25 protein-coding genes are annotated in these 22,558 nt (G+C 36.2%); 24 read left to right on the forward strand and 1 reads right to left on the reverse strand.

What is annotated here, in order from left to right:
• Positions 1-222 precede the first annotated feature (222 nt).
• The 22 genes from spoIVA to BWGOE10_RS07535 all read left to right on the forward strand — a co-directional run bounded on the left by spoIVA (position 223) and on the right by BWGOE10_RS07535 (position 20,114).
• Positions 223-1,701, forward strand: a complete 1,479-nt coding sequence (gene spoIVA / locus BWGOE10_RS07430) for a stage IV sporulation protein A (RefSeq protein ID WP_070141524.1) — start codon at positions 223-225, stop codon at positions 1,699-1,701.
• 298 nt (positions 1,702-1,999) lie between these two features.
• Complete coding sequence (locus BWGOE10_RS07435; protein WP_001043860.1) at positions 2,000-2,272, forward strand: HU family DNA-binding protein; 273 nt, start codon at positions 2,000-2,002, stop codon at positions 2,270-2,272.
• A gap of 121 nt (positions 2,273-2,393) precedes the next feature.
• Entirely contained in the window at positions 2,394-2,963 is a 570-nt protein-coding gene (folE, locus tag BWGOE10_RS07440; RefSeq protein ID WP_001151482.1) for a GTP cyclohydrolase I FolE, read from the forward strand.
• A 271-nt stretch (positions 2,964-3,234) separates the two neighbouring features.
• On the forward strand, positions 3,235-3,987 hold the full coding sequence (locus tag BWGOE10_RS07445) for a heptaprenyl diphosphate synthase component 1 (RefSeq protein WP_070141525.1): 753 nt from the start codon (positions 3,235-3,237) through the stop codon (positions 3,985-3,987).
• A gap of 29 nt (positions 3,988-4,016) precedes the next feature.
• On the forward strand, positions 4,017-4,730 hold the full coding sequence (gene menG / locus BWGOE10_RS07450; protein WP_002158591.1) for a 2-heptaprenyl-1,4-naphthoquinone methyltransferase: 714 nt from the start codon (positions 4,017-4,019) through the stop codon (positions 4,728-4,730).
• 38 nt (positions 4,731-4,768) lie between these two features.
• Positions 4,769-5,731, forward strand: a complete 963-nt coding sequence (gene hepT / locus BWGOE10_RS07455) for a heptaprenyl diphosphate synthase component II (RefSeq protein WP_070141526.1) — start codon at positions 4,769-4,771, stop codon at positions 5,729-5,731.
• A gap of 124 nt (positions 5,732-5,855) precedes the next feature.
• Positions 5,856-6,302: a nucleoside-diphosphate kinase gene (gene ndk, locus BWGOE10_RS07460; RefSeq protein ID WP_002064527.1), complete on the forward strand. Its 447-nt coding sequence runs from the start codon at positions 5,856-5,858 to the stop codon at positions 6,300-6,302.
• 272 nt (positions 6,303-6,574) lie between these two features.
• Positions 6,575-7,747: a chorismate synthase gene (aroC, locus tag BWGOE10_RS07465; RefSeq protein ID WP_070141527.1), complete on the forward strand. Its 1,173-nt coding sequence runs from the start codon at positions 6,575-6,577 to the stop codon at positions 7,745-7,747.
• Complete coding sequence (gene aroB, locus BWGOE10_RS07470) at positions 7,747-8,832, forward strand: 3-dehydroquinate synthase (protein WP_070141528.1); 1,086 nt, start codon at positions 7,747-7,749, stop codon at positions 8,830-8,832. The genes aroC and aroB overlap by 1 nt, the downstream gene beginning before the upstream one ends.
• A 117-nt stretch (positions 8,833-8,949) precedes the next feature.
• Complete coding sequence (gene hisC, locus BWGOE10_RS07475) at positions 8,950-10,062, forward strand: histidinol-phosphate transaminase (RefSeq protein ID WP_070141529.1); 1,113 nt, start codon at positions 8,950-8,952, stop codon at positions 10,060-10,062.
• 157 nt (positions 10,063-10,219) lie between these two features.
• The gene (gene aroA, locus BWGOE10_RS07480; RefSeq protein ID WP_070141530.1) at positions 10,220-11,494 is read left to right on the forward strand and encodes a 3-phosphoshikimate 1-carboxyvinyltransferase; all 1,275 of its coding nucleotides are present in this window, start codon (positions 10,220-10,222) and stop codon (positions 11,492-11,494) included.
• Between the two features lie 109 nt (positions 11,495-11,603).
• Positions 11,604-12,866, forward strand: a complete 1,263-nt coding sequence (locus BWGOE10_RS07485; RefSeq protein ID WP_070141531.1) for a tetratricopeptide repeat protein — start codon at positions 11,604-11,606, stop codon at positions 12,864-12,866.
• 73 nt (positions 12,867-12,939) lie between these two features.
• Positions 12,940-13,476, forward strand: coding sequence for a ReoY family proteolytic degradation factor (locus BWGOE10_RS07490; RefSeq protein WP_070141532.1), 537 nt, complete (start codon positions 12,940-12,942; stop codon positions 13,474-13,476).
• A 153-nt stretch (positions 13,477-13,629) separates the two neighbouring features.
• The gene (locus BWGOE10_RS07495) at positions 13,630-14,085 is read left to right on the forward strand and encodes a YpiF family protein (protein ID WP_070141533.1); all 456 of its coding nucleotides are present in this window, start codon (positions 13,630-13,632) and stop codon (positions 14,083-14,085) included.
• A 143-nt stretch (positions 14,086-14,228) separates the two neighbouring features.
• A complete protein-coding gene (gene qcrA, locus BWGOE10_RS07500) occupies positions 14,229-14,741 on the forward strand; it encodes a menaquinol-cytochrome c reductase iron-sulfur subunit (RefSeq protein ID WP_070141534.1) in 513 nt (170 codons plus the stop codon).
• On the forward strand, positions 14,742-15,416 hold the full coding sequence (qcrB, locus tag BWGOE10_RS07505) for a menaquinol-cytochrome c reductase cytochrome b subunit (protein ID WP_000932700.1): 675 nt from the start codon (positions 14,742-14,744) through the stop codon (positions 15,414-15,416).
• Between the two features lie 43 nt (positions 15,417-15,459).
• A complete protein-coding gene (gene qcrC, locus BWGOE10_RS07510) occupies positions 15,460-16,227 on the forward strand; it encodes a menaquinol-cytochrome c reductase cytochrome b/c subunit (protein WP_070141535.1) in 768 nt (255 codons plus the stop codon).
• A 139-nt stretch (positions 16,228-16,366) separates the two neighbouring features.
• Positions 16,367-16,939 carry a DUF1405 domain-containing protein gene (locus BWGOE10_RS07515; protein WP_050447064.1) on the forward strand — a complete coding sequence of 191 codons (573 nt, stop codon included), beginning with the start codon at positions 16,367-16,369 and terminating at the stop codon, positions 16,937-16,939.
• A 25-nt stretch (positions 16,940-16,964) separates the two neighbouring features.
• Positions 16,965-17,651: a TIGR01906 family membrane protein gene (locus BWGOE10_RS07520; protein ID WP_070141536.1), complete on the forward strand. Its 687-nt coding sequence runs from the start codon at positions 16,965-16,967 to the stop codon at positions 17,649-17,651.
• A gap of 107 nt (positions 17,652-17,758) precedes the next feature.
• Positions 17,759-18,544, forward strand: a complete 786-nt coding sequence (gene ypjB / locus BWGOE10_RS07525; RefSeq protein WP_070141537.1) for a sporulation protein YpjB — start codon at positions 17,759-17,761, stop codon at positions 18,542-18,544.
• Between the two features lie 105 nt (positions 18,545-18,649).
• Positions 18,650-19,330, forward strand: coding sequence for a zinc metallopeptidase (locus BWGOE10_RS07530; protein ID WP_002149330.1), 681 nt, complete (start codon positions 18,650-18,652; stop codon positions 19,328-19,330).
• 133 nt (positions 19,331-19,463) lie between these two features.
• Positions 19,464-20,114 (forward strand): uracil-DNA glycosylase, encoded by a 651-nt coding sequence (locus BWGOE10_RS07535; RefSeq protein WP_070141538.1) that lies wholly within the window; start codon positions 19,464-19,466, stop codon positions 20,112-20,114.
• A gap of 28 nt (positions 20,115-20,142) precedes the next feature.
• On the opposite strand, the gene BWGOE10_RS07540 is transcribed toward BWGOE10_RS07535, so the two are convergent.
• The gene (locus tag BWGOE10_RS07540; RefSeq protein ID WP_070141539.1) at positions 20,143-21,024 is read right to left on the reverse strand and encodes a YitT family protein; all 882 of its coding nucleotides are present in this window, start codon (positions 21,022-21,024) and stop codon (positions 20,143-20,145) included.
• 385 nt (positions 21,025-21,409) lie between these two features.
• On the opposite strand from BWGOE10_RS07540, the gene BWGOE10_RS07545 reads away from it, so the two are divergent.
• Together BWGOE10_RS07545 and dapB are read left to right on the forward strand one after the other, a co-directional pair.
• The gene (locus tag BWGOE10_RS07545; protein WP_070141602.1) at positions 21,410-21,754 is read left to right on the forward strand and encodes a nucleotide pyrophosphohydrolase; all 345 of its coding nucleotides are present in this window, start codon (positions 21,410-21,412) and stop codon (positions 21,752-21,754) included.
• Positions 21,751-22,551, forward strand: a complete 801-nt coding sequence (gene dapB / locus BWGOE10_RS07550) for a dihydrodipicolinate reductase (RefSeq protein WP_070141540.1) — start codon at positions 21,751-21,753, stop codon at positions 22,549-22,551. The genes BWGOE10_RS07545 and dapB overlap by 4 nt, the downstream gene beginning before the upstream one ends.
• Positions 22,552-22,558: the final 7 nt, after the last annotated feature.

Consider the following 22,558-nt stretch of genomic DNA (forward strand, 5'->3'; position numbering starts at 1 on the left):
TGAATAAGTTCTAGAAGAAAGGTTTTTTATGTTATACAACTTGCGATGCAAACAAAAGGTATTTTTAAATAGTCATATGAAATTGGACAAAATTATATGATATATTGTCCGAACTTCTAGAATACCATTATATTATATCAGATATTATAGACAACGTTAGAGAAGGTATTAGTTGACTATAAACGTGGAATTATTCCCAAAAATATTGAGGGAGGGAATCACTTGGAAAAGGTAGATATTTTTAAAGATATTGCGGAACGCACAGGCGGTGATATTTATTTTGGAGTTGTAGGAGCTGTTCGAACAGGGAAATCAACATTTATTAAAAAATTTATGGAACTTGTTGTTATTCCCAATATTGAAAATGAGTCAGACCGTCAAAGAGCGCAGGATGAACTGCCTCAAAGTGCTGCTGGTCGTACAATAATGACGACGGAACCGAAGTTTGTTCCAAACCAAGCGGTTTCTATCGAAGTAGATGAAGGTCTTGAAGTGAATATTCGATTAGTAGATTGTGTTGGATATACGGTTCCAGGAGCAAAAGGCTATGAAGATGAGAATGGTCCGCGCATGATTAATACTCCTTGGTATGAAGAGCCTATTCCATTCCATGAAGCTGCAGAAATCGGAACACGTAAAGTAATTCAAGAGCATTCAACAATAGGTGTCGTTATTACAACAGATGGAACAATTGGTGAAATTCCAAGAAGAGATTATATAGATGCAGAAGAACGCGTTGTAAATGAGTTAAAAGAAGTAGGAAAGCCTTTCATTATGATTATCAATACTGTACAGCCATATCATCCAGATACGGAGCAGTTACGTCAAAGCTTATCAGAAGAATATGATATCCCAGTAATTGCGATGAGTGTAGAGAGTTTAAGAGAAACAGATGTGTATAACGTACTTCGAGAAGCGTTATTCGAGTTCCCGGTTTTAGAAGTGAATGTAAACCTTCCAAGCTGGGTAATGGTGCTAAATGAAGGGCATTGGTTACGCCAAAGTTATCAGGAAGCGGTTCAAGAGACTGTAAAGGATATAAAACGTCTTCGTGATGTGGACCGTGTCGTTTGGCAGTTTAGTCAATATGAATTTATTGATCGAGCAAGTCTAGCTGGCATTGATATGGGGCAAGGTGTGGCAGAGATTGATTTATATGCGCCAGATGAATTGTATGATCAAATTTTAAAAGAAGTAGTAGGAGTAGAGATTCGAGGGAAAGATCATTTATTAAAGCTTATGCTCGATTTATCTCATGCGAAAACAGAGTATGACCAAGTGGCGGATGCCCTGCGGATGGTAAAACAAACCGGATATGGAGTAGCAGCGCCTGCATTAGCTGATATGAGCTTAGATGAACCGGAAATTATTCGTCACGGTTCAAGGTTCGGTGTTAAATTAAAAGCGGTTGCGCCGTCTATTCATATGATTAAAGTGGATGTAGAATCAACATTTGAACCAATTATCGGTACTGAAAAACAAAGTGAAGAACTAGTTCGTTACTTGATGCAAGATTTTGAAGATGACCCGCTATCAATTTGGAATTCTGATATATTTGGGCGCTCTCTTAGCTCTATTGTTAGAGAAGGAATTCAAGCGAAGTTATCTCTAATGCCAGAAAACGCTCGTTATAAATTAAAAGAAACGCTAGAAAGAATTATTAATGAAGGATCTGGCGGATTAATTGCGATTATATTATAAGAAAAAAATCCCTCTAATTGCAGAGGGATTTTTTTCTTTTTGAGTACGTAATAGAAAAATAAACAGTCATTATCTAATATTTTGTTGTAAATTGTCAAGTTTCATCAGAATTTCACATTTTAAGAGTAACAATTTCCTTAAAAATATTGAATTATAAAGGAGAATCGTATAATATAGGCGTTGATAATGATTTATCTACATCTTTGTAGTATAGAATTTGTAAAAATTGCCTACAAATGAAAGTAAGACTCATTTTATGATCATTATACAGTCTTATCTTTGGGAGGAGGTGAATGGCATGAACAAGACAGATTTAATCAATGCTGTTGCAGAAGCAAGTTCCCTTTCTAAAAAGGACGCAACAAAAGCAGTGGACGCTGTTTTTGATTCTATCTTAGAAGCTTTAAAACAAGGTGATAAAGTACAACTAATCGGATTCGGTAACTTCGAAGTTCGTGAGCGTGCGGCTCGTAAAGGTCGTAACCCACAAACAGGTGAGGAGATTGAAATCGCTGCAAGTAAAGTACCTGCATTCAAACCTGGTAAAGCGTTAAAAGATGCGGTTAAATAATCCTTACATATTAACAGGGAAGAAGGGTTTCCTTTTTGGAAACTCTTCTTTTTGCTTTTAAAAACATAAATATGCTAGAATGTGTTCGTATCACTTTTAGGTTTTTCGGGAGGGCTAGCGGATGGCAAAAGTTAATTTAGAACAAATTGAACATGCAGTACGTCTTATTTTAGAGGCGATCGGAGATGACCCAAATCGCGAGGGAGTACTTGATACACCGAAACGTGTTGCGAAAATGTATGCAGAAGTATTTTCAGGGATGCATGAGGATCCGAAAGAGCATTTACACAAAGTATTCGGAGAAGACCACGAAGAGCTTGTACTAGTAAAAGATATACCATTCTATTCGATGTGTGAGCATCATCTTGTTCCGTTTTATGGAGTTGCTCACGTTGCATATATTCCGCAAGGTGGAAAAGTAACAGGACTAAGTAAATTAGCTCGTACTGTAGACACAATTGCGCGTCGTCCACAACTACAGGAACGAATTACATCAACAGTAGCTAACTCTATTATGGAAGTACTAGAGCCGCATGGTGTAATGGTAGTAGTAGAAGCAGAGCATATGTGTATGACGATGCGTGGTGTGAAAAAGCCTGGTGCGAAAACAGTAACGACTGCGGTGCGCGGCGTGTTAGAAAATGATGCAGCAGCACGTAGTGAAATTTTATCGTTTATTAAGACGAAGTAAAGAAAAGCGGGAAACTGCTTTTCTTTTTTTTATATACAAAAAAATGATATAGTTTTAGTGTTAAAGAGCAAGAATATAAAGGTTGAAAATTACTTCTGCCTTTTGTGGAAATGAATGTTTGTAGTTGTTAGAGACGAAGATAACTCGTATGAATGAAAGATGAGGCTTTATTCGGGGGCAGTTTGGCAGAAGTAGCCAAGTTTTGATTATAGAAAATAGAATGTATGTGTTATAATAAATTTTATGAATTAGAAAACAAGGGTGATTTTTTGTGTGTGACATCTACGGAGGGTATGCGGGTATTAAAGAGAAATTGATGGAGAAATTACGCCATCCTTATTTTATAAACTATATTGAAGAACCATTTATTGATGAAGAGAAAATAGCGCTGTTATACGGTGCATTAAAAGGTGCAAATATACATAAAGAACAAATTGATCATTATGTAGTAACGATTATGCTTGTACAAATTGCTCTTGATACACATGAAAAAGTATCGAATAAAGCAAACGAAGAGACGAGTGGATTCCATAAGCGTCGTCAATTGACAGTTCTTGCAGGGGATTATTATAGTGGTCTATACTATTACTTATTGTCAATGAATTGTGATATTATCTTAATTCGTGCACTTGCTGAAGGAATTAAGGAGATTAATGAACATAAAATTATGCTATATCAAAAAGCACATGTGGCGATTCAAGACATAATGGAAAGTGTAGTAATAATTGAATCTGCGCTTTTACAAAAAACATGTGATCATTTTCATTTATCTAATTGGAAACCATATATAACTTATGTGTTAGGGAAAAATCGTCTTCAAAAAGAGTGTCAATTGTATGCTGATAAACAAAATTCACCTGTTTTTCAAGCGGTCCAACAAATCTCATCGGATGACGATAAAAATCTAGAAACAGTTATTAATGAATGGCTTATGGAAATGAGAAAGCAGGAAGAAAATTTTTTAGAGAATCATACAGAAGTTAATGAGATAATTTCTATGTTAAGAGATAAATCAAGGACATAAGCAACTTTACATTGGAAGAAGGTACGAGCATGCAACAATCAAAAGAAGAAAGAGTACATGACGTATTTGAGAAAATTTCTGATAAATACGATGTGATGAATTCTGTAATTAGTTTTCAAAGGCATAAGGCATGGCGCAAAGAAACGATGCGAATTATGGATGTGAAACCTGGGAGTAAGGCACTTGATGTATGCTGCGGGACGGCAGATTGGACAATTGCACTAGCGGGAGCTGTAGGTGAAGATGGGAAGGTTTACGGTTTAGACTTTAGTGAAAATATGCTAGCTGTCGGTAAACAAAAGGTAGAAGCTTTAGAATTAAAGCAAGTAGAACTTATGCATGGAAATGCAATGGAACTTCCTTATGAAGATAATACGTTTGATTATGTAACGATTGGTTTTGGGTTACGTAACGTTCCGGATTACATGCAAGTATTAAAAGAAATGACGCGTGTAGTAAAGCCTGGTGGAAAAGTAATTTGCCTGGAAACATCCCAACCAACGATGATAGGTTTTCGTCAAGGATATGTCTTATACTTTAAATATATCATGCCGTTATTTGGAAAGATGTTTGCGAAAAGTTATAAAGAATATTCATGGCTTCAGGAATCTGCTAGTACATTCCCAGGGATGAAAGAGTTAGCAAATATGTTTGAAGAAGCTGGGCTTAAGAATGTGCAAGTGAAACCATTTACTTTTGGTGTAGCAGCTATGCATTTAGGTATTAAACCAGAATCAAAATAGAAAAAAGAAAAAAGACGTTTTAGGTTAAGGTGAACAATATGAAGTTACAACTTATGTACTCTTTTTTACGATCGGATATTAATGTTATAGAAAAAGAATTGAAGAAGACAGTTGCTTCTGAGCAGCCGTTAGTAGAAGAAGCGGCATTACAGCTTATTGAAGCAGGTGGGAAGCGGATTCGCCCTGTTTTTGTTTTGCTTGCAGGGAAATTTGGGGATTATAAGTTAGATGCAATTAAGCATGTTGCGGTTGCATTAGAACTTATTCATATGGCTTCGCTTGTTCACGATGATGTCATTGATGCTGCGTTTTTACGACGCGGTAGCGCAACAGTGAATGCGAAATGGGGAGATCGTATTGCAATGTATACAGGAGACTACTTGTTTGCGAAGTCTCTTGAATGTATAACAAATATAGAAATTCCAGATGCACATCAAGCGTTGTCTCATACAATTTTAGAAGTTTGTAAAGGTGAAATCGAACAAATTAAAGATAAGTATAACTATGATCAAAATTTAAGAACGTATTTAAGAAGGATAAAACGAAAAACAGCATTGTTAATCGCCGCGAGTTGTCAGTTGGGAGCGATTGCTGCTGGTGCTAATCGTGATACTGTAAATCGTCTATTTTGGTATGGATATTTTGTGGGTATGTCTTATCAAATTATTGATGATATTTTAGATTTCGTATCGACAGAAGAGAAGCTTGGAAAGCCTGCTGGTGGTGATTTATTACAAGGTAACATTACATTACCTGTTTTGTATGCCATGGAAGATCCAGTTCTTCGTCAGAAAATTACATCTGTGCATGAAAATACAACAGCAAGTGAAATGAAAGAAATTATTGATGATATTAAAGCGAGCGAAGCTATTGATAAAGCATTTTCGTTTAGTGAACGTTATTTACATAAAGCATTAGACATAATAAAACCACTCCCTCGTGGACAGGCGAAGTACGCGTTGCAAAATGTTGCAAAGTATATTGGAAAACGAAAATTTTAGTGATTTTTCTAAAAAATAAAATAATCTCTCTATTTCAAAACTATTGCACAATTGTGATAAGGGTGTTAATATGTGTGTGGGGATATACAATTACATACATAATTCAGAAGTGGAGAGATTTTTTATGGAAAAAACATTTCTAATGGTAAAACCAGACGGTGTACAACGTGCCTTCATTGGGGAAATCGTAGCTCGTTTTGAGAAAAAGGGCTTTCAATTAGTTGGTGCAAAATTAATGCAAGTTACTCCGGAAATTGCTGAACAACACTACGGTGAGCATAAAGAAAGACCTTTCTTTGGTGAATTAGTAGACTTTATTACATCTGGCCCTGTATTCGCAATGGTATGGCAAGGTGAAAATGTAGTAGATACAGCACGCAATATGATGGGTAAAACACGACCACATGAAGCTGATATGGGAACAATTCGCGGAGATTTCGGTGTAACTGTTGCGAAAAACATAATCCACGGTTCGGATTCTTTAGAAAGTGCAGAGCGCGAGATTGCTATTTTCTTTAAGGAAGAAGAATTAGTAGACTACTCAAAATTAATGAATCAATGGATTTACTAATTATTTTGAAATAATTTGTAAACGCTTTAATAACTGTGATAATAGTAAAAAGTGCAAGAAGAATAGGGGTATTCTTCTTGCACTTTTTTTATTTTGATTTGTTACGAAGCTAAAGCTGTTATGATATATTTTATTTAATATAAATGATTTAGAAATACGAAAACGATAGAATAATGATAAATATGGTAAAGTAGAAAGATGATTTATTATATGACTTCTTTTTTATAGAATAATAAGAATTACAATCATATATACGAAAAGAGGAATAACATATGCGGTATATTACAGCTGGTGAATCCCACGGACCACAACTTACGACAATTGTAGAAGGTGTTCCGGCAGGATTATCTTTAGTAGCGAATGATATAAATGAAGAATTAGCTAGAAGGCAAAAAGGATATGGACGCGGTAGACGCATGCAAATTGAGAAAGACCAAGTGCAAATTGTAAGTGGTGTTAGGCATGGGAAGACAATGGGGTCCCCGATTGCACTTGTTGTTGAAAATCGTGATTTTACACATTGGACAAAGGTTATGGGTGCAGAGCCGCTAACTGAGCAGGAAGAGAAAGAAATGAAAAGGCAAGTTACGAAACCTAGACCTGGACACGCAGATTTAAATGGTGCGATTAAATATGGTCATAGAGATATGAGGAATGTATTAGAGCGTTCTTCAGCACGTGAAACGACAGTTCGTGTTGCAGCTGGTGCAGTTGCAAAAAAAATATTAGCGGAATTAGGTATACAAGTAGCGGGACATGTTGTGGAGATCGGTGGTGTACAGGCAGAAAATATTAAATATAACTCTATTGCGGAATTACAAAGTACTACAGAAGCATCTCCTGTACGTTGTTTAGATGAAGAGGCAGGTAAAAAGATGATGCAAGCGATTGATGATGCGAAGGCAAATGGTGATTCTATCGGCGGTATTGTTGAAGTAGTTGTAGAAGGAATGCCAATTGGAGTAGGTAGCTATGTACATTATGATAGAAAATTAGATGCAAAATTAGCAGCGGCAATTATGAGTATTAACGCTTTTAAAGGTGTTGAAATTGGAATTGGTTTTGAAGCAGCACATAGACCAGGCAGTGAAGTGCATGATGAAATCCTTTGGGATGAAGTGCAAGGGTACAGAAGAAAAACGAACAATGCAGGTGGATTAGAAGGTGGCATGACAACTGGTATGCCGGTTGTTGTGCGCGGTGTTATGAAACCGATACCGACATTATATAAACCGCTTCAAAGTGTTGATATTGATACGAAAGAACCTTTTACAGCGAGTATTGAACGTTCAGATAGTTGTGCAGTGCCAGCAGCTAGCGTTGTGGCTGAAGCTGTTGTGGCTTGGGAGCTCGCGACAGCTTTAATTGAACAATTTGGATTAGATCGTATCGATCTTATACGTGAAAATATTAAGAAACATAATGAATATGCGAGGGGATTTTAATGGAGAACATACATATTCAAACGAAATCAAAAGAATATGATGTACATGTTGGAAGGGAGGCGTTGTCACATTTAACAACGCTTATTCAAAAAATGAATCCTGCAGTATCTAACATAATGATCATTTCTGATGAAGCTGTTGCATCACTGCATTTACAGACAGTTGTTGATGCATTGCAAGTAGAGCAAAAAGTATTTTCGTTTGTTGTACCGAGTGGCGAAAAAGAGAAGTCTTTTGAAAATTTCTATGAGGCTCACACTTCGGCTCTTGAAAATAAATTAGATAGAAATTCTTTAATCATCGCGCTTGGAGGCGGAATGATTGGAGATTTGGCTGGATTTGTTGCCGCGTCGTTTATGCGTGGTATTCGCTTTGTCCAAGTTCCAACAACTTTGTTAGCTCACGATAGCGCAGTAGGCGGAAAAGTAGCAATTAACCATCCACTAGGAAAAAATATGATTGGGGCGTTCCATCAGCCAGAAGCTGTTGTATATCATACGCCATTTTTATATTCACTTCCTGAAAAAGAGTGGCGATCAGGTTATGCAGAAGTGATAAAGCATGCTCTTATTGGTGATGTAGAGCTATATCATTGGTTAAAGGAAGAAGTGCAAACATTAACGGATCTTCGTGATGAAAAGTTAATTCATATATTAACGAAGGCGATTCCTGTGAAAGCGAACATCGTGTCGCAAGACGAAACAGAAAAAGGTGTACGTGCCCATTTGAATTTTGGGCATACGTTAGGACATGCTCTTGAAAAAGAGTTAGGATATGGAAATATTACTCACGGTGATGGAGTAGCGGTTGGCATGCTATTTGCCATGTTTTTAAGTGAGCAAGTGTACAAAATTGATCTTTCTTATCAAGAAATGAAGCAGTGGTTCTTGAAATACGGTTATCCAAAAATGCCAAGCGACTTGAATGTAGAACGTCTCGTTCAGTTGATGAAACAAGATAAAAAAGCAAATGCCGGAACAATTCATATGGTGCTTATGCAGGAATATGGGGGAGTGAATGTCGTATCTATTTCAGATGAGACTGTTCATATTGCGTTAGAAGCATTTCAAAAGGATATGGTCTAAAAAAGTTGTAGAACAGGTATGAAATGCATATTTAAAGGTATTCTCGTAATGGTGACGGTTATGATTAAAGATGATAGTAAGGAATTATAAATCATATCAATGACTGGGGGAAGAAAAGTGAGAGTAAAAGAGCAATTGTTAACTTTGAGAGCATATGTACCTGGGAAAAATATTGAGGAAGTAAAAAGAGAATATGGATTGTCAAAAATTGTGAAGTTAGCATCGAATGAAAATCCGTTTGGCTGCTCTGCCCGTGTGACAGAAGCATTAACTTCGTTAGCCAATCAATATGCACTCTACCCGGACGGGGCGGCTTTTGAGCTTCGTGAGAAAGTAGCAGAGCATTTAGGTGTAAAAGCGGAACAACTTTTATTTGGTAGTGGGTTAGATGAAGTCATTCAAATGATTAGCCGCGCCTTGCTACATAACGGAACAAATGTTGTAATGGCGAATCCTACGTTCTCACAATATTATCACCATGCTGTTATTGAAGGAGCGGAAGTTAGGGAAGTACCACTTGAAAATGGTATTCACAATTTAGATGCAATGTTAAAGCAAGTAGATGAGAAAACGAAGATTGTATGGATTTGTAATCCGAATAACCCGACAGGTACATATGTAGAGAAACAAAAATTACTTTCATTTTTAGAATCAGTTCCAAAGTCAGCGCTCGTTATTATGGACGAGGCATATTATGAATATGCGGAAGCAAAAGACTATCCGCAAACATTACCTCTTCTTGAAAAGTACGAAAATCTTATGGTGCTACGCACATTCTCAAAAGCATATGGATTAGCTGCTTTTCGTATTGGATATGCGATTGGGGATGCAAAGCTTATTGGGCAGCTAGAAGTGGCGAGACTACCATTTAACACATCAACTATCGCCCAAGCGGTAGCATTAGCGGCAATAGAGGATCAGCAGTTTTTACAAGAGTGTGTGAAGAAAAATGCCGAAGGATTAAATCAATATTATGCATTTTGTAAGGAATATAACGTATTCTACTATCCATCTCAAACGAATTTCATTTTCTTGAAACTCGGTATACCTGGTAATGAAGCTTTCGAAAGATTAATGCAAAAAGGATATATCGTTCGTTCTGGTGCAGCATTTGGTATGCATGATGGTATTCGTATTACTGTTGGATTAAAAGAAGAAAATGATGAGATTATTGAATTACTTACGGAACTTGTAAAAGAACAAGTGAAGAAAGAAGAAACGTATTCTTAAGAAATAGTGAAGGCTCCTGTTACAGGAGCCTTTTTCATTTGAATTGCAATAAGGGGAGTTGTTTGCACGTTCAAGAAAGAAAACGTTACAATAGAAGTAGACGTATAAGAGGAACTATTATACATATAACTTATTTAAAATGTGAGGAGGATACAGTTTGAAACTAGTAGGACGAAAAAATAGTTTGAATGGGAAAATTGTTGTTCCAGGAGATAAATCTATTTCGCATCGCTCTGTTATGTTTGGAGCGATAGCGGAAGGGACGACGAAAGTATCAAATTTTTTATTAGGAGAAGATTGTTTAAGTACAATTGCATGTTTTCAAAAACTAGGTGTCCAGATTGAACAGAGTGGTAACGATGTCACGATTTACGGTAAAGGATTAGCAAATTTGCAAGAACCGAAAGAAGTATTAGATGTGGGGAATTCAGGGACGACTATTCGTCTTATGCTTGGGATTTTAGCAAATACACCGTTCCATAGTACGATAATTGGTGATGCTTCAATTGGAAAACGTCCTATGAAACGTGTTACAGACCCGCTTAGTAAGATGAATGCTCAAATTGATGGTAGAGAAAACGGACAATACACACCTTTATCTATTCGTGGTGGTAAGGTAAAAGGTATGCATTACCATTCACCAGTAGCAAGTGCACAAGTGAAGTCAGCAGTTTTACTTGCGGGTTTGCAAGGGGAAGGTGTAACTACAGTAACAGAGCCTATGCAATCTCGTGATCATACGGAAAGAATGTTACGTGCATTCGGTTGTACCGTAGATGTTAATGGCCGGACCGTTTCATTACAAGGCGGACAACAACTTAAAGGTGCAGACATAGAAGTTCCAGGAGATGTTTCTTCGGCTGCATTTTTTTTAGTAGCTGGTGCAATTGTCCAAAATAGTAAGCTTGTATTGGAAAACGTTGGTTTAAATCCGACGAGAACAGGGATTTTAGATGTATTAACAAAGATGGGTGCACTTATTTCTATCGATAATATTAGAAACGAAGAATTTGAACCGTGCGGGGATATTACGATTGAAACATCGAAACTAAAAGGAATAGAAATTGGTGGATCGCTTATTCCAAGATTAATTGATGAAATTCCTGTAATTGCTTTATTGGCAACGCAGGCAGAAGGAATTACTGTTATTAAAGACGCTGAGGAATTAAAAGTAAAAGAAACAAATCGTATCGATACTGTTGTAGATGAATTAGGCAAATTAGGTGCGAAGATTGAAGCTACACCAGATGGTATGATTATATATGGTAAACAAAGTTTAAAAGGAAATACGGTTAATAGTCACGGCGATCATCGTATTGGGATGATGCTTGCAATCGCATCGTGTATTATAGATGGAGAAGTGAAAATAGAGAATAGTGATGCGGTCGCTGTATCGTATCCGAACTTTTTTGAACAATTAGCTGCGCTATAAGAGAAAGTATAGGAAGAGGCAGTTCACTCAAAAGGTTGCGTTCTTACACCTAGTTGCTTATGATAAATGAACAGAAGAGAAATATTTTTTTGAATTAAAGGAGACGTTTATGCAAAATTTTGAACAAGCTGTTTCTTATATTGAAAACGGTGAAGCAGAAAAAGGATTACAATTATTAAAAGAACAATTACAAGTTGCGAATGATGAAGAGAAGTATGATATCGCTCGCTACTATCATACACTTGGATTTACGGATGAGGCGTTAGCAATTACTGAAGACTTACGTTTACTATATCCGGAAGAAAGTGAATTTACGGTATTTTTAGCAGAATTATATATTGATTTAGACAAAGAAGATGAAGCAATTGAAGTACTTCATGATATTCCAGAAAATGATGATTTATATGTTCAATCGTTATTACTTGTTGCGGATTTATTCCAAATGCAAGGTTTTGATGATGTAGCAGAGCAAAAACTATTGAAGGCGAAAGAAATCATGCCTGAAGAGCCTGTTATTACGTTTGGATTAGCAGAATTATATAGTAGTAAAGGTGAAGAACAAAAGGCAATCACTTATTACGAGTCGCTATTAGCGGAGCATAAAGTAATGGGTGGTGTTGTCATTGCACTTCGCCTTGCAGAAACGTTAAGTGCGATTGGAAACTGGGAAGAGGCGATCTCTTACTATGAAGCAGGCTTAGAGGAGCAAAAAGATATTCACTCCTTATTTGGATATGCGTTCACATTATATCAAGGAGAAGAATATCAAAGAGCAATTGGTGCTTGGCAAGAACTAAAAGAATTAGACCCTGAGTACGCATCACTATACATGTACTTAGCGAAAAGCTATGAAAAAGAAGGAATGCTTCAAGAAAGCTATGAAACACTTCATGAAGGAATTAAAGTAGATGAGCTTGCTGTTCCGTTTTATGTAGAATTAGCGAACATTGCAGCTAAATTAGGAAAAGTAGCAGAGGCAGAGGAAGTACTTCAAAAAGCGCTTGAGTTAGATCCAGGACATTTAGGTGCAATATTAAAATATACGTATATCTTAAAAGGACAAGAAAAGTATGAAGAGTTAATTACAGTTGTAGAGCATGCTATTGATAGCGGAGAGCAAGATACACAATTACTTTGGGATCTTGCGTTTGCAAAAAAACAATTAGAAATGTATTCGGATGCATTAAAACACTATGAAAGTGCATATACTTCTTTTAAGAATCATCCAGATTTCTTGGAAGAGTACGGTTATTTCTTATTAGAAGAAGGAATGCGAAAAGAGGCGAAAGAAGTATTTACGCAGTTAATACAACTAGACCCAACACAAATTCATATTGAAGAATTGTTATATAATTTAGAGGATTTTTCGTAAGTTGGAAGGAAACTGAATGCCGCTTCTTGAATCTAAAAAGAAAAGAGAAAGACAGAGGAGGGACTTAATCGCTATGAATACCCCTGTTTCTGTAAACGAGAAGAAGGATTTTGTAAAATGGTTTTTAAATAATTACCAACTGAAACAGCGTGAATGTGTATGGATTTTGAATTATTTAATGAGTCACGATCAATTAATGCATAAAGTCCACTTCGTAGAACATGCAAAATATTGTCCGCGTGGCTTAGTAATGTCAGCGAATTGTGTGAAAGACACACCGTTTCACTTTTTTAAACAAAATGTAATGACAACAGATGCAGAAAAGTCGTTTCATGATATTCGTTTGAATCGAGATGAGGATATTTATATTCAGCTTAATTTTAAATCATCGTTCCAAAATGCAAACTATGTAGCTGTATTAGAAGAAAACCCATATTTGCCAAAGTATATTGAAGTGAATGAAAAAGATCGATTGCTTGCAGAACGATTTTTAGAAGAAAGTGTATTCTCATTTAGAAGAGAGCGTCTTTTGAAACAAATTGATGAAGCTTTGGATAAGCAAGATAAGGAAGCATTTCATAGGTTAACAGCAGAGTTGAAAATTTTATAGAATTCATTTTGATTATGTAATCTTTACGAATTTCAGACTTTTTAAGAAAAACTACTTAATAATAGGTAGTTTTTCTTTTTTTACCTCTTTTAGTATGGTTTAATATATATAAAGTGAAAGTTCTGTCATTTAAAGTGGAGGAGGGGAGAAAAGGTGAAATGGATTGTAAAAGATGTGGAACAGTTTGAGCAAGCAAGGGAGTATGTAGATACAGGGATTATACCCCTTCTGTCTATTTCAGCAGCAAAAGAAATGAAAATGGTAGTAGAACAAGGTGAATTTATAGAATTGTTGAGTATGGAGTTGGAAAGAGAATATAAAGGAAGAGTGCTTTTACTACCTGCATTTACGTATTTAGTAGAAAGTCAAAAGAAAGAAAAAGCTCGTTTGCAAGAGTGGACAGATCATTTGCAAAGCCAAGGTTTTAAGCATATTGCTTATGTGACAAGTGATTTTTCATGGAAAGAAGATATGCAAGAGTTACAAGGGGATTTATTTTGGTTTCCTTCATTGGCGTTAGAGCAATTTAGTGATCAAGCGAAGAGAGAAGTCATTCACGCTCATATAAAAAATATTATGGTAATGTTAGAAGAAAAATGGGGAAAGTAATAATAAACAGAAAGTTCTTATTATTATGAGTAGTATGATATTGACCTGTGCATGAGGGTATTATATCATGATAGTGTCCTAGTTTTTATTTTTTATATTATTTTTCACGAGGGGACAATTTCTGATAGAGGGGGGAAATTTTCGTGAGCGAGAAAGAACATCGTGTGTCAAGAAGACAGTTTTTAAATTACACACTTACAGGGGTAGGAGGCTTTATGGCAGCGGGTATTTTAATGCCGATGACGCGGTTTGCGCTTGATCCGGTGTTAAGAAAAGAAGCGGGAACGGACATGGTTGCTGTTGCACAAGTAAAAGATATTACAACAGAGCCGAAGCGTTTTGACTTTAAGGTGAAGCAGGTTGATGGTTGGTACAAGTCTGAAGAGCCAAAATCAGCTTGGGTTCATAAAGATGAAAGCGGAGACATTGTTGCGTTCTCTCCGGTATGTAAACATTTAGGATGTACAGTTAACTGGAATTCGGACAAAGCACATCCGAATCAATTCTTTTGCCCGTGTCACGGGGGCCGTTATACAAAAGATGGGGTTAACATTAAAGGCACACCGCCTCTTGCTCCGCTTGATGTGTACGAGTCTAAAGTGAAAGATGGAACGTTGTATTTAGGAAAAGCGAAGCCAAGAGGGGGTGGAAAGTAGATGCTAAATAAAATTTATGATTGGGTAGATGAACGATTAGATATTACACCAATATGGCGCGATATCGCTGATCATGAAGTACCTGAACATGTAAACCCGGCACATCACTTTTCTGCATTCGTCTATTGCTTTGGAGGACTTACCTTTTTCGTTACTGTAATTCAAATTTTGTCTGGAATGTTTTTAACGATGTATTATGTGCCTGATATTAAAAACGCTTGGGAATCGGTTTATTATTTACAAAATGAAGTTGCTTACGGGCAAATTGTTCGTGGTATGCACCACTGGGGTGCTAGTCTCGTAATTGTAATGATGTTTCTACATACACTCAGAGTTTTCTTCCAAGGTGCGTATAAAAAGCCTCGTGAGTTAAACTGGATTGTTGGTGTTCTTATTTTCTTTGTTATGTTAGGTCTTGGCTTTACCGGATATTTATTACCGTGGGATATGAAAGCGTTATTTGCTACGAAAGTAGGGATTCAAATTGCAGAGCAAACGCCGCTTATTGGTCCTTATATTAAAACATTACTCGCTGGTCATTCCGAAATTGTTGGCGCTCAAACATTAACTCGCTTCTTTGCTATTCACGTCTTCTTCTTACCAGCAGCACTTCTAGGTTTAATGGCCTTCCACTTCATCATGATTCGCAAACAAGGTATTTCCGGTCCGCTATAAGAGATTGCTAAATTAAAGGGGAAAGAACAAAAGGAGGGAGATTATGCATCGCGGCAAAGGGATGAAGTTTGTAGGAGATTCTCGGGTACCAGTAGCTCGGAAACCAAATATTCCAAAAGATTATTCTGAATATCCAGGGAAAACAGAAGCGTTTTGGCCGAATTTCTTGTTAAAAGAATGGATGGTTGGTGCAGTTTTTTTAATCGGTTATTTATGTTTAACAGTGGCGCATCCGTCACCGCTTGAGAGAATGGCGGATCCTACAGATGCAGGGTATATACCACTTCCAGATTGGTATTTCTTATTCTTGTATCAGTTATTAAAGTATTCGTATGCTTCAGGCTCATTTACTGTAATTGGTGCGTTTATTATGCCGGGTATTGCGTTTGGAGCGTTACTATTAGCTCCGTTTCTAGATAGAGGCCCAGAAAGAGCGCCATTGAAGCGTCCTGTAGCAACGGGGTTTATGCTTTTAGCAATTGCATCGATTATCTTCTTAACTTGGGAATCTGTAGCACACCACGACTGGGAAGCTGCAAAAAAACAAGGAGCAATTGTAAAAACAGCACCAGTTGATAAAAATGATGACGGCTACAAGTTAATGCAAAAGAATACTTGTTTAACATGTCATGGTGACAACTTACAAGGTGGTGCAGCAGCACCAGCTCTACAAAACTTAACTTTAAAACCGGAAGAAATCGCTAAAATTGCGAAAGATGGTAAAGGTGCAATGCCTAAAGGTGTATTTAAAGGAACGGATGAAGAGCTGAAAAAGCTTTCGGAATTCGTTGCAAAGTATAATAAAAAATAATAGAAAAGCTGACTACAAAATCTGTAGTCAGCTTTTTATTTTGATGACGGAAAGTTTGCTATATAATAGAGTAGAGTTCGATGAAAGAATTACATTGTTTGAAAGGTGTTGGACATACAGATTGGTTTACGTGTATGCAATGTTAAGACAGCGCTCAGTATTATTATTTTTATTGATTGTTAACATATTAGGCACAATTTACGGGTTTATATGGTATGGAAATCAATTAAAAGAAACGTCCCTAATATTTTGGCCGTTTGTGCCAGATAGCCCGATGGCAAGTCTCTTTTTTGTATTTGTTTTAATTGCCTTTTTGAAAAAGAAAAATTGGGGATTAATAGAGGCGTTGGCGATTGTTTCTTTAATAAAATATGGCATATGGGCTGTTGTTGTAAATGGAATTATGATTTATGTAAAAGGTCCTATAGGTATTATGGGCTACATGTTAATGCTTTCTCATTTTGCAATGGCTGTACAGGGAGTCTTATATGCGCCGTTTTATCGGATAAAAAAATGGCATTTCGTTGTAGCTGGGATATGGACGTTACATAATGATGCAATTGATTATTTATTTTGGCAAATGCCGAGATATGGAATTATGCATTTGTTTGTCGAGGAGATAGGCTATTTTACGTTTTGGTTAAGTATTGCTGTACTATGCATTACATATTATTATTGCTTACGTGAGCATCGAAAACAGTTTTCTTTATGATAGTGAGAACATTTAGGGGGAGAAAATGAAGAAGAATAAGAGTGGTATAAACATATTGGATCGATTGATCACTTTAGTAGTTTCATATAGCATAGCATTTTCTATTTTCGCTCTCGCGGCAACGGTAGTTGTATATGGAAAATGGCTGTATTATTTTGAAATTGATTTTTTAAATATTCCAGATTTAGCGGATATGACGAAAGATGAAATTAAGAGAAACTATGATGCGCTTATTACATATTTATCTCCGTTTTATGACGGTGCATTACAATTGCCGACATTAGATATGTCTACAAATGGCCGAATTCATTTTGTGGATGTTAAAAATATTTTAGTAAAGATTCAATATGTAATGTATGGAACGATTGTAATTGCTGTATTAGGAGGAGCATATTTATTAAAAAAGAAAAAAGAAAAGTTTTTACTTCACGGAGCGATTCTTACAATTATTTTTCCAATAGCTCTTACGTTACCAATTGCGATTAATTTTGAAAAGAGTTTCGTATTATTTCATAAGCTTTTATTTAGCAATGATTATTGGATGTTTGATATTGAAACAGATCCGGTTATTTTAATGTTACCGGAAGAATTCTTTATGCATGCTGCATGTGTTATTTTGTTATTGATTTTAGGTGGTAGCATACTTTGTTACGGTGTGTATAAATATTTAGTGAAAAAGAAAAGGGTTTCAAAGAAAAAATTCTCTGTTTAAAGAGAATTTTTTTGTTTTCATAGAGATAATATATTTTTTGGTTTTGTTCTGTTCTATTCTTGTCCAATTCCACATATTTTGTACTAGTAGTTATAGGGGGGACCGGGATGAAGAGAACATTAATTGGACTGATAGCATTTCTAATTATAATGTTTCCAGTACGTATATATGCTGAAGAGTGGAGTGAACTAACTGGATTGCTAGATGACTCTTTGCAGTTAGTGAAGAAAAAAGAAGATGAAAAGGCAATACAAGTACTGCACCATTTCTCAGAGCAATTTCTATCAAAGGAGAATGAAAAAAATTCAAAAGTAACTCCGGGACAAATTAGAGTCGTTTCTTTAGCATACGATAAGGCGAAACAATCTCTCGCGGAAGATTTAGATAGGCAAGTTAAAGTGGATAATATGTTAGCATTACAACTTGCTGTTGATGCACAAGTATCTAAATATCAGCCACTTTGGATGGAAAGAGAAAGAAAGATAATGAATGCTTTTTCTCAAGTAGAAAAGGCGATGGAAAAAGACGATGATGGACAGTTCCAACAGACGCTAAATACATTTTTAAATGAATTTAATATTATTTATCCTAGTTTAATGATTGCCTTGCCAGAAAACGAAGCGCAGCGTGTAAATGCACATTTATCTTATTTGGATGAATTTCGTAACGTTATGTTAAAAACGAAAGGTGGACAAATGCAAATAGGGATTATTAAAGGTGATTTGCAAAAAATATTTCATACCGTAAAAAAAGATGAGATTGCTCCCTCTCTCATTTGGTTTATGACAATTACTGGAGGACTTATTTTGTTCACTTTAACGTATGTTGGCTGGAGAAAGTATAAAGGGGAGAGAGAGAAGCGGAGAAGTAACTTGCATTCTAAAGATAGATAATGCGTATAAATAAAGATACGGATTGTAAGGTTTATTTATTGACAACGGTGGAAGAAAAAAATAGAATGAGAAGTACTATAATTAAAACTTCAATGGAGGTTTATGATGTTTTATTTAATTTACTTCGCGATCATTTTGATCATACCGTTGTATGCACAGTCAAAAGTACGTAGTGCCTATAGCAAGTATTCACAAGTTTATTCAACATCAGGTATGACAGGAGCGGAAGTGGCTCGAAAAATTTTAGATGAAAATGGATTGTACAATGTAGCCGTAGAAGAAACGCCAGGTCATTTGTCAGATCATTATGACCCTCGTGTAAAGACGGTTAGATTATCGACAGATAACTATTATGGTCATTCAGTTGCTGGTACAGCTGTAGCAGCACATGAAGTAGGACATGCAATTCAAGATGCGAAAGATTATAACTTTATGCGTGTACGCCATTCGTTAGTGCCAGTTGCCAATTTTGGTTCAAACATGTCATGGGTTTTTGTCCTAATTGGTGTATTTGCACAAATGTCTGGTTTGTTGTTACTAGGAATTATTTTAATGGCAGCAGGTGTGGTTTTCCAACTTGTTACATTACCAGTTGAGTTTGATGCATCAAAACGTGCAATGCAACAAATTGAAGCACTTGGTATCGTATCGACAGATGAGTACGGTCAAGCTCGTAAAGTATTAAATGCAGCAGCATTAACATATGTAGCAGCAGCTGCTGTAGCAGTATTTGAATTATTACGTCTCGTATTAATTTATACTGGTATGCAGCGCAGCGACGATTAAAGACTATCAATTATGATAGTCTTTTTTTGTTTTGTGGATTGAATCTTATAACATGTTATAAATGGAAATAATAGAGAGAATATGGGGTATAGAACTAGTTAAAATAAAGATAAGTATGGAATGATGAAAGAAGGTGACAGACATAGAATATCCAAACCATTTAGTTAAACAAGTGAGGGAGCGAAGTGCTACATACCAATTAGAAGGTTTTTTAAGTGGTCAAGGTCCTGAAAATCCAAAATTTATGCTCGTTGGAGAAGCGCCTGGTGAAACAGAAATTCATAATAATATTCCTTTTAGCGGAAGAGCGGGAAAGCATTTAATAGAGTTTTTAGAACGTATTCACGTTACAAGGGAAGAAGTATATATTACGAGTGCGGTTCGGAGTAGACCTTATAAGTGGAGAGAGAAAAGAGAACGTAATGGCGAAATAATACAGAAAAAGTATAATAGAACGCCAAATCAAGGAGAAATACTTGCCCATGCACCTTTGTTAGATTATGAGTTGGAACTTATACAGCCGCCTATTATTGTGACACTTGGTAATATTGCATTACAGCGTTTAGTCGGTAAAAATAATAAAATTACGGATGTTCATGGCGAATTGTTAAAACAACCCGTGCAGCAATTAAAAGATAGTAGCGGTACAGAATTTATATGGACTGAAAAAGAATATAATATATTTCCTACTTTTCATCCAGCTTCAATTTTTTATAATCGGAGTTTATTGGAGCTCATTTATGAGGATTTGGAGAAACTTAAAAGATATGTAATAAAAAACTAGAAAAGCTAAAGAGCTTTTCTAGTTGAATTTAATTATGTAACGGATTTTTATTTTCATCTAGTGTAAATCCTTCGCCGACGACATCATGTACATCACTTACAGCAACAAAGGCGTGAGGATCTACTGAAATAATGATATTTTTTAATTTCACGATTTCGTTTTTTGCAACAACACAATATAGTACATTTCGTTCAACTTTCGTATAGGATCCAACTGCTTTTAAAAAGGTTGCTCCGCGCTCCATTTCTGATAAAATTTTTGAAGCAATTTCATCGTTTTTATCAGAAATGATAGTTGCTCCTTTTGCTGCATAAGCTCCTTCTTGCATAAAATCAATAACCTTAGCACCGATAAATACAGCAACTAACGTATACATACCTTCTCGATATGATAAATATGTAAGAATAGAGATAATGATAACGACGGCATCAAACATAAACATCGTTTTTCCCATACTCCAGCCAACATATTTGTGAGCTAGTCTTGCGATAATATCAACACCGCCAGTAGTCCCGCCGTATTTGAATATAATTCCAAGTCCAATACCGATAAATGCCCCAGCGAATAAAGCAGCCAGTGTCATATCATTTTGCAAGTTTAAATGTAAGTTGAGAATCTCGTAGCGCTGAAACACCCAAAGGAATAAAGAGACGCTAAATGTACCGATTAATGTGTATAAAAATGTTGTTCGGCCGAGTAATTTCCAGCCAATGAAAAATAGAGGGACGTTTAAAATTAAGTTTGTATAGGAAGGATCAAGTGAAAATTTAAAATATAATAATAGCGTAATGCCGGTAAATCCACCCTCTGCAAGATGGTTTTCAATATTGATATTCACAATACCGAAAGAAAAAATAGCGGAACCAATTAAAATGAAAATGATATTTCGAATCTTCAAACTTGATGTCATATAGAAATCCCCCTAATTATGTAATGATTGCATTGCTCCGCTTAAACGGTAAAACATAATGATAAGTAATTTCTAGTTGTTGGTGAAAATAGTAAGAGTCCTAGGAATCTCATTGGTTCGGGCTAATCTTTTGCAAAAAGCGCAAAAGAAGTTTCACTTTACCCCGTACCAACGGCTGGTAGGAGATAAGGCGAAGGAGAAGGGCAAACCATCCGTAGGAACCCGATTGGTTCAGCTAATCTTTTGCAAAAACCGCAAAAGAAAGTTTCACTTTATTATAGTCTATCCAAAAAAGGGTCGCAAATAGGTGATTGGCGGGGAATAATATTTGTCAAATCGCGATGAATTGGCTAACATGAAAGAGGAAGGATTAGAGGTGAATAGTATGGAAGCAAAAACGATGAAAGATATGCAGAAAGAAGTAGATGCATATATTGGTCAGTTTAAAGAAGGTTATTTCAGTCCGCTTGCAATGATGGCTCGTTTAACGGAAGAAATGGGAGAGCTTGCGAGGGAAGTAAATCACTATTACGGTGAAAAACCGAAGAAAACAACTGAAAAAGAACGAAGTATTGAAGAAGAGCTTGGAGATGTATTATTTGTTATGATTTGTATGGCAAATAGTTTAAATATTGATTTAGAAACAGCGCATAACATTGTAATGAATAAATTTAATACACGTGATAAAGATCGCTGGACACGTATTGATGAGGGAGAGAAAGAAGCATGAAAGAAATTAAAGTAATTATCGCTGGACCAAGAGGACGCATGGGACATGAAGCAGTCCTTCTAATGGAAAGAACAGAACATTTCAATTTAGTAGCAGCAATTGATTATAAGCATGGCGGAGAAAAAATTTCTGATTTACCGGGAATGCCAGCGCTAGATGCACCTATTTACGCAGATTTACATACTTGTTTAGATGAAGTAGAAGCAGACGTATTGTTAGATTTAACAACTCCAGAAATTGGAAAGAAACATGTGACACTTGCAGTTGAACGTGGACTTCGATCTGTTATTGGTACAACTGGATTTACTGAAGAAGAACTAAAGCAATTAACAGAAAATGCAAAAGAAAAAGAAGTAGGAACAATTATCGCTCCAAACTTTGCAATTGGTGCAGTTCTTATGATGAAATTTTCACAAATGGCAGCGAAGTACTTCCAAGATGTTGAAGTAATTGAATTACACCATGATCAAAAATTAGACGCACCATCTGGTACGGCTGTAAAAACAGTAGAATTAATCCGTCAAAATCGTGTACCAAAAGAGCAAGGACACCCTAATGAAACGGAACAATTAGAAGGAGCACGTGGTGCAAATGTAGACGGTATACATATTCATAGCGTACGTTTACCGGGACTTATCGCACACCAAGAAGTAATGTTCGGCGGAGATGGACAAATGTTAACAGTTCGTCATGATTCATTCAATCGTGCATCATTTATGTCAGGTGTAAAACTATCAATTGAAACAGTAATGAACCTTGATCATCTTGTGTACGGTTTAGAAAACATTATCGACTAAAGGGGAG

The sequence above is a fragment of the Bacillus mycoides genome (assembly GCF_001757995.1).
Lineage (GTDB): Bacteria > Bacillota > Bacilli > Bacillales > Bacillaceae_G > Bacillus_A > Bacillus_A mycoides_B.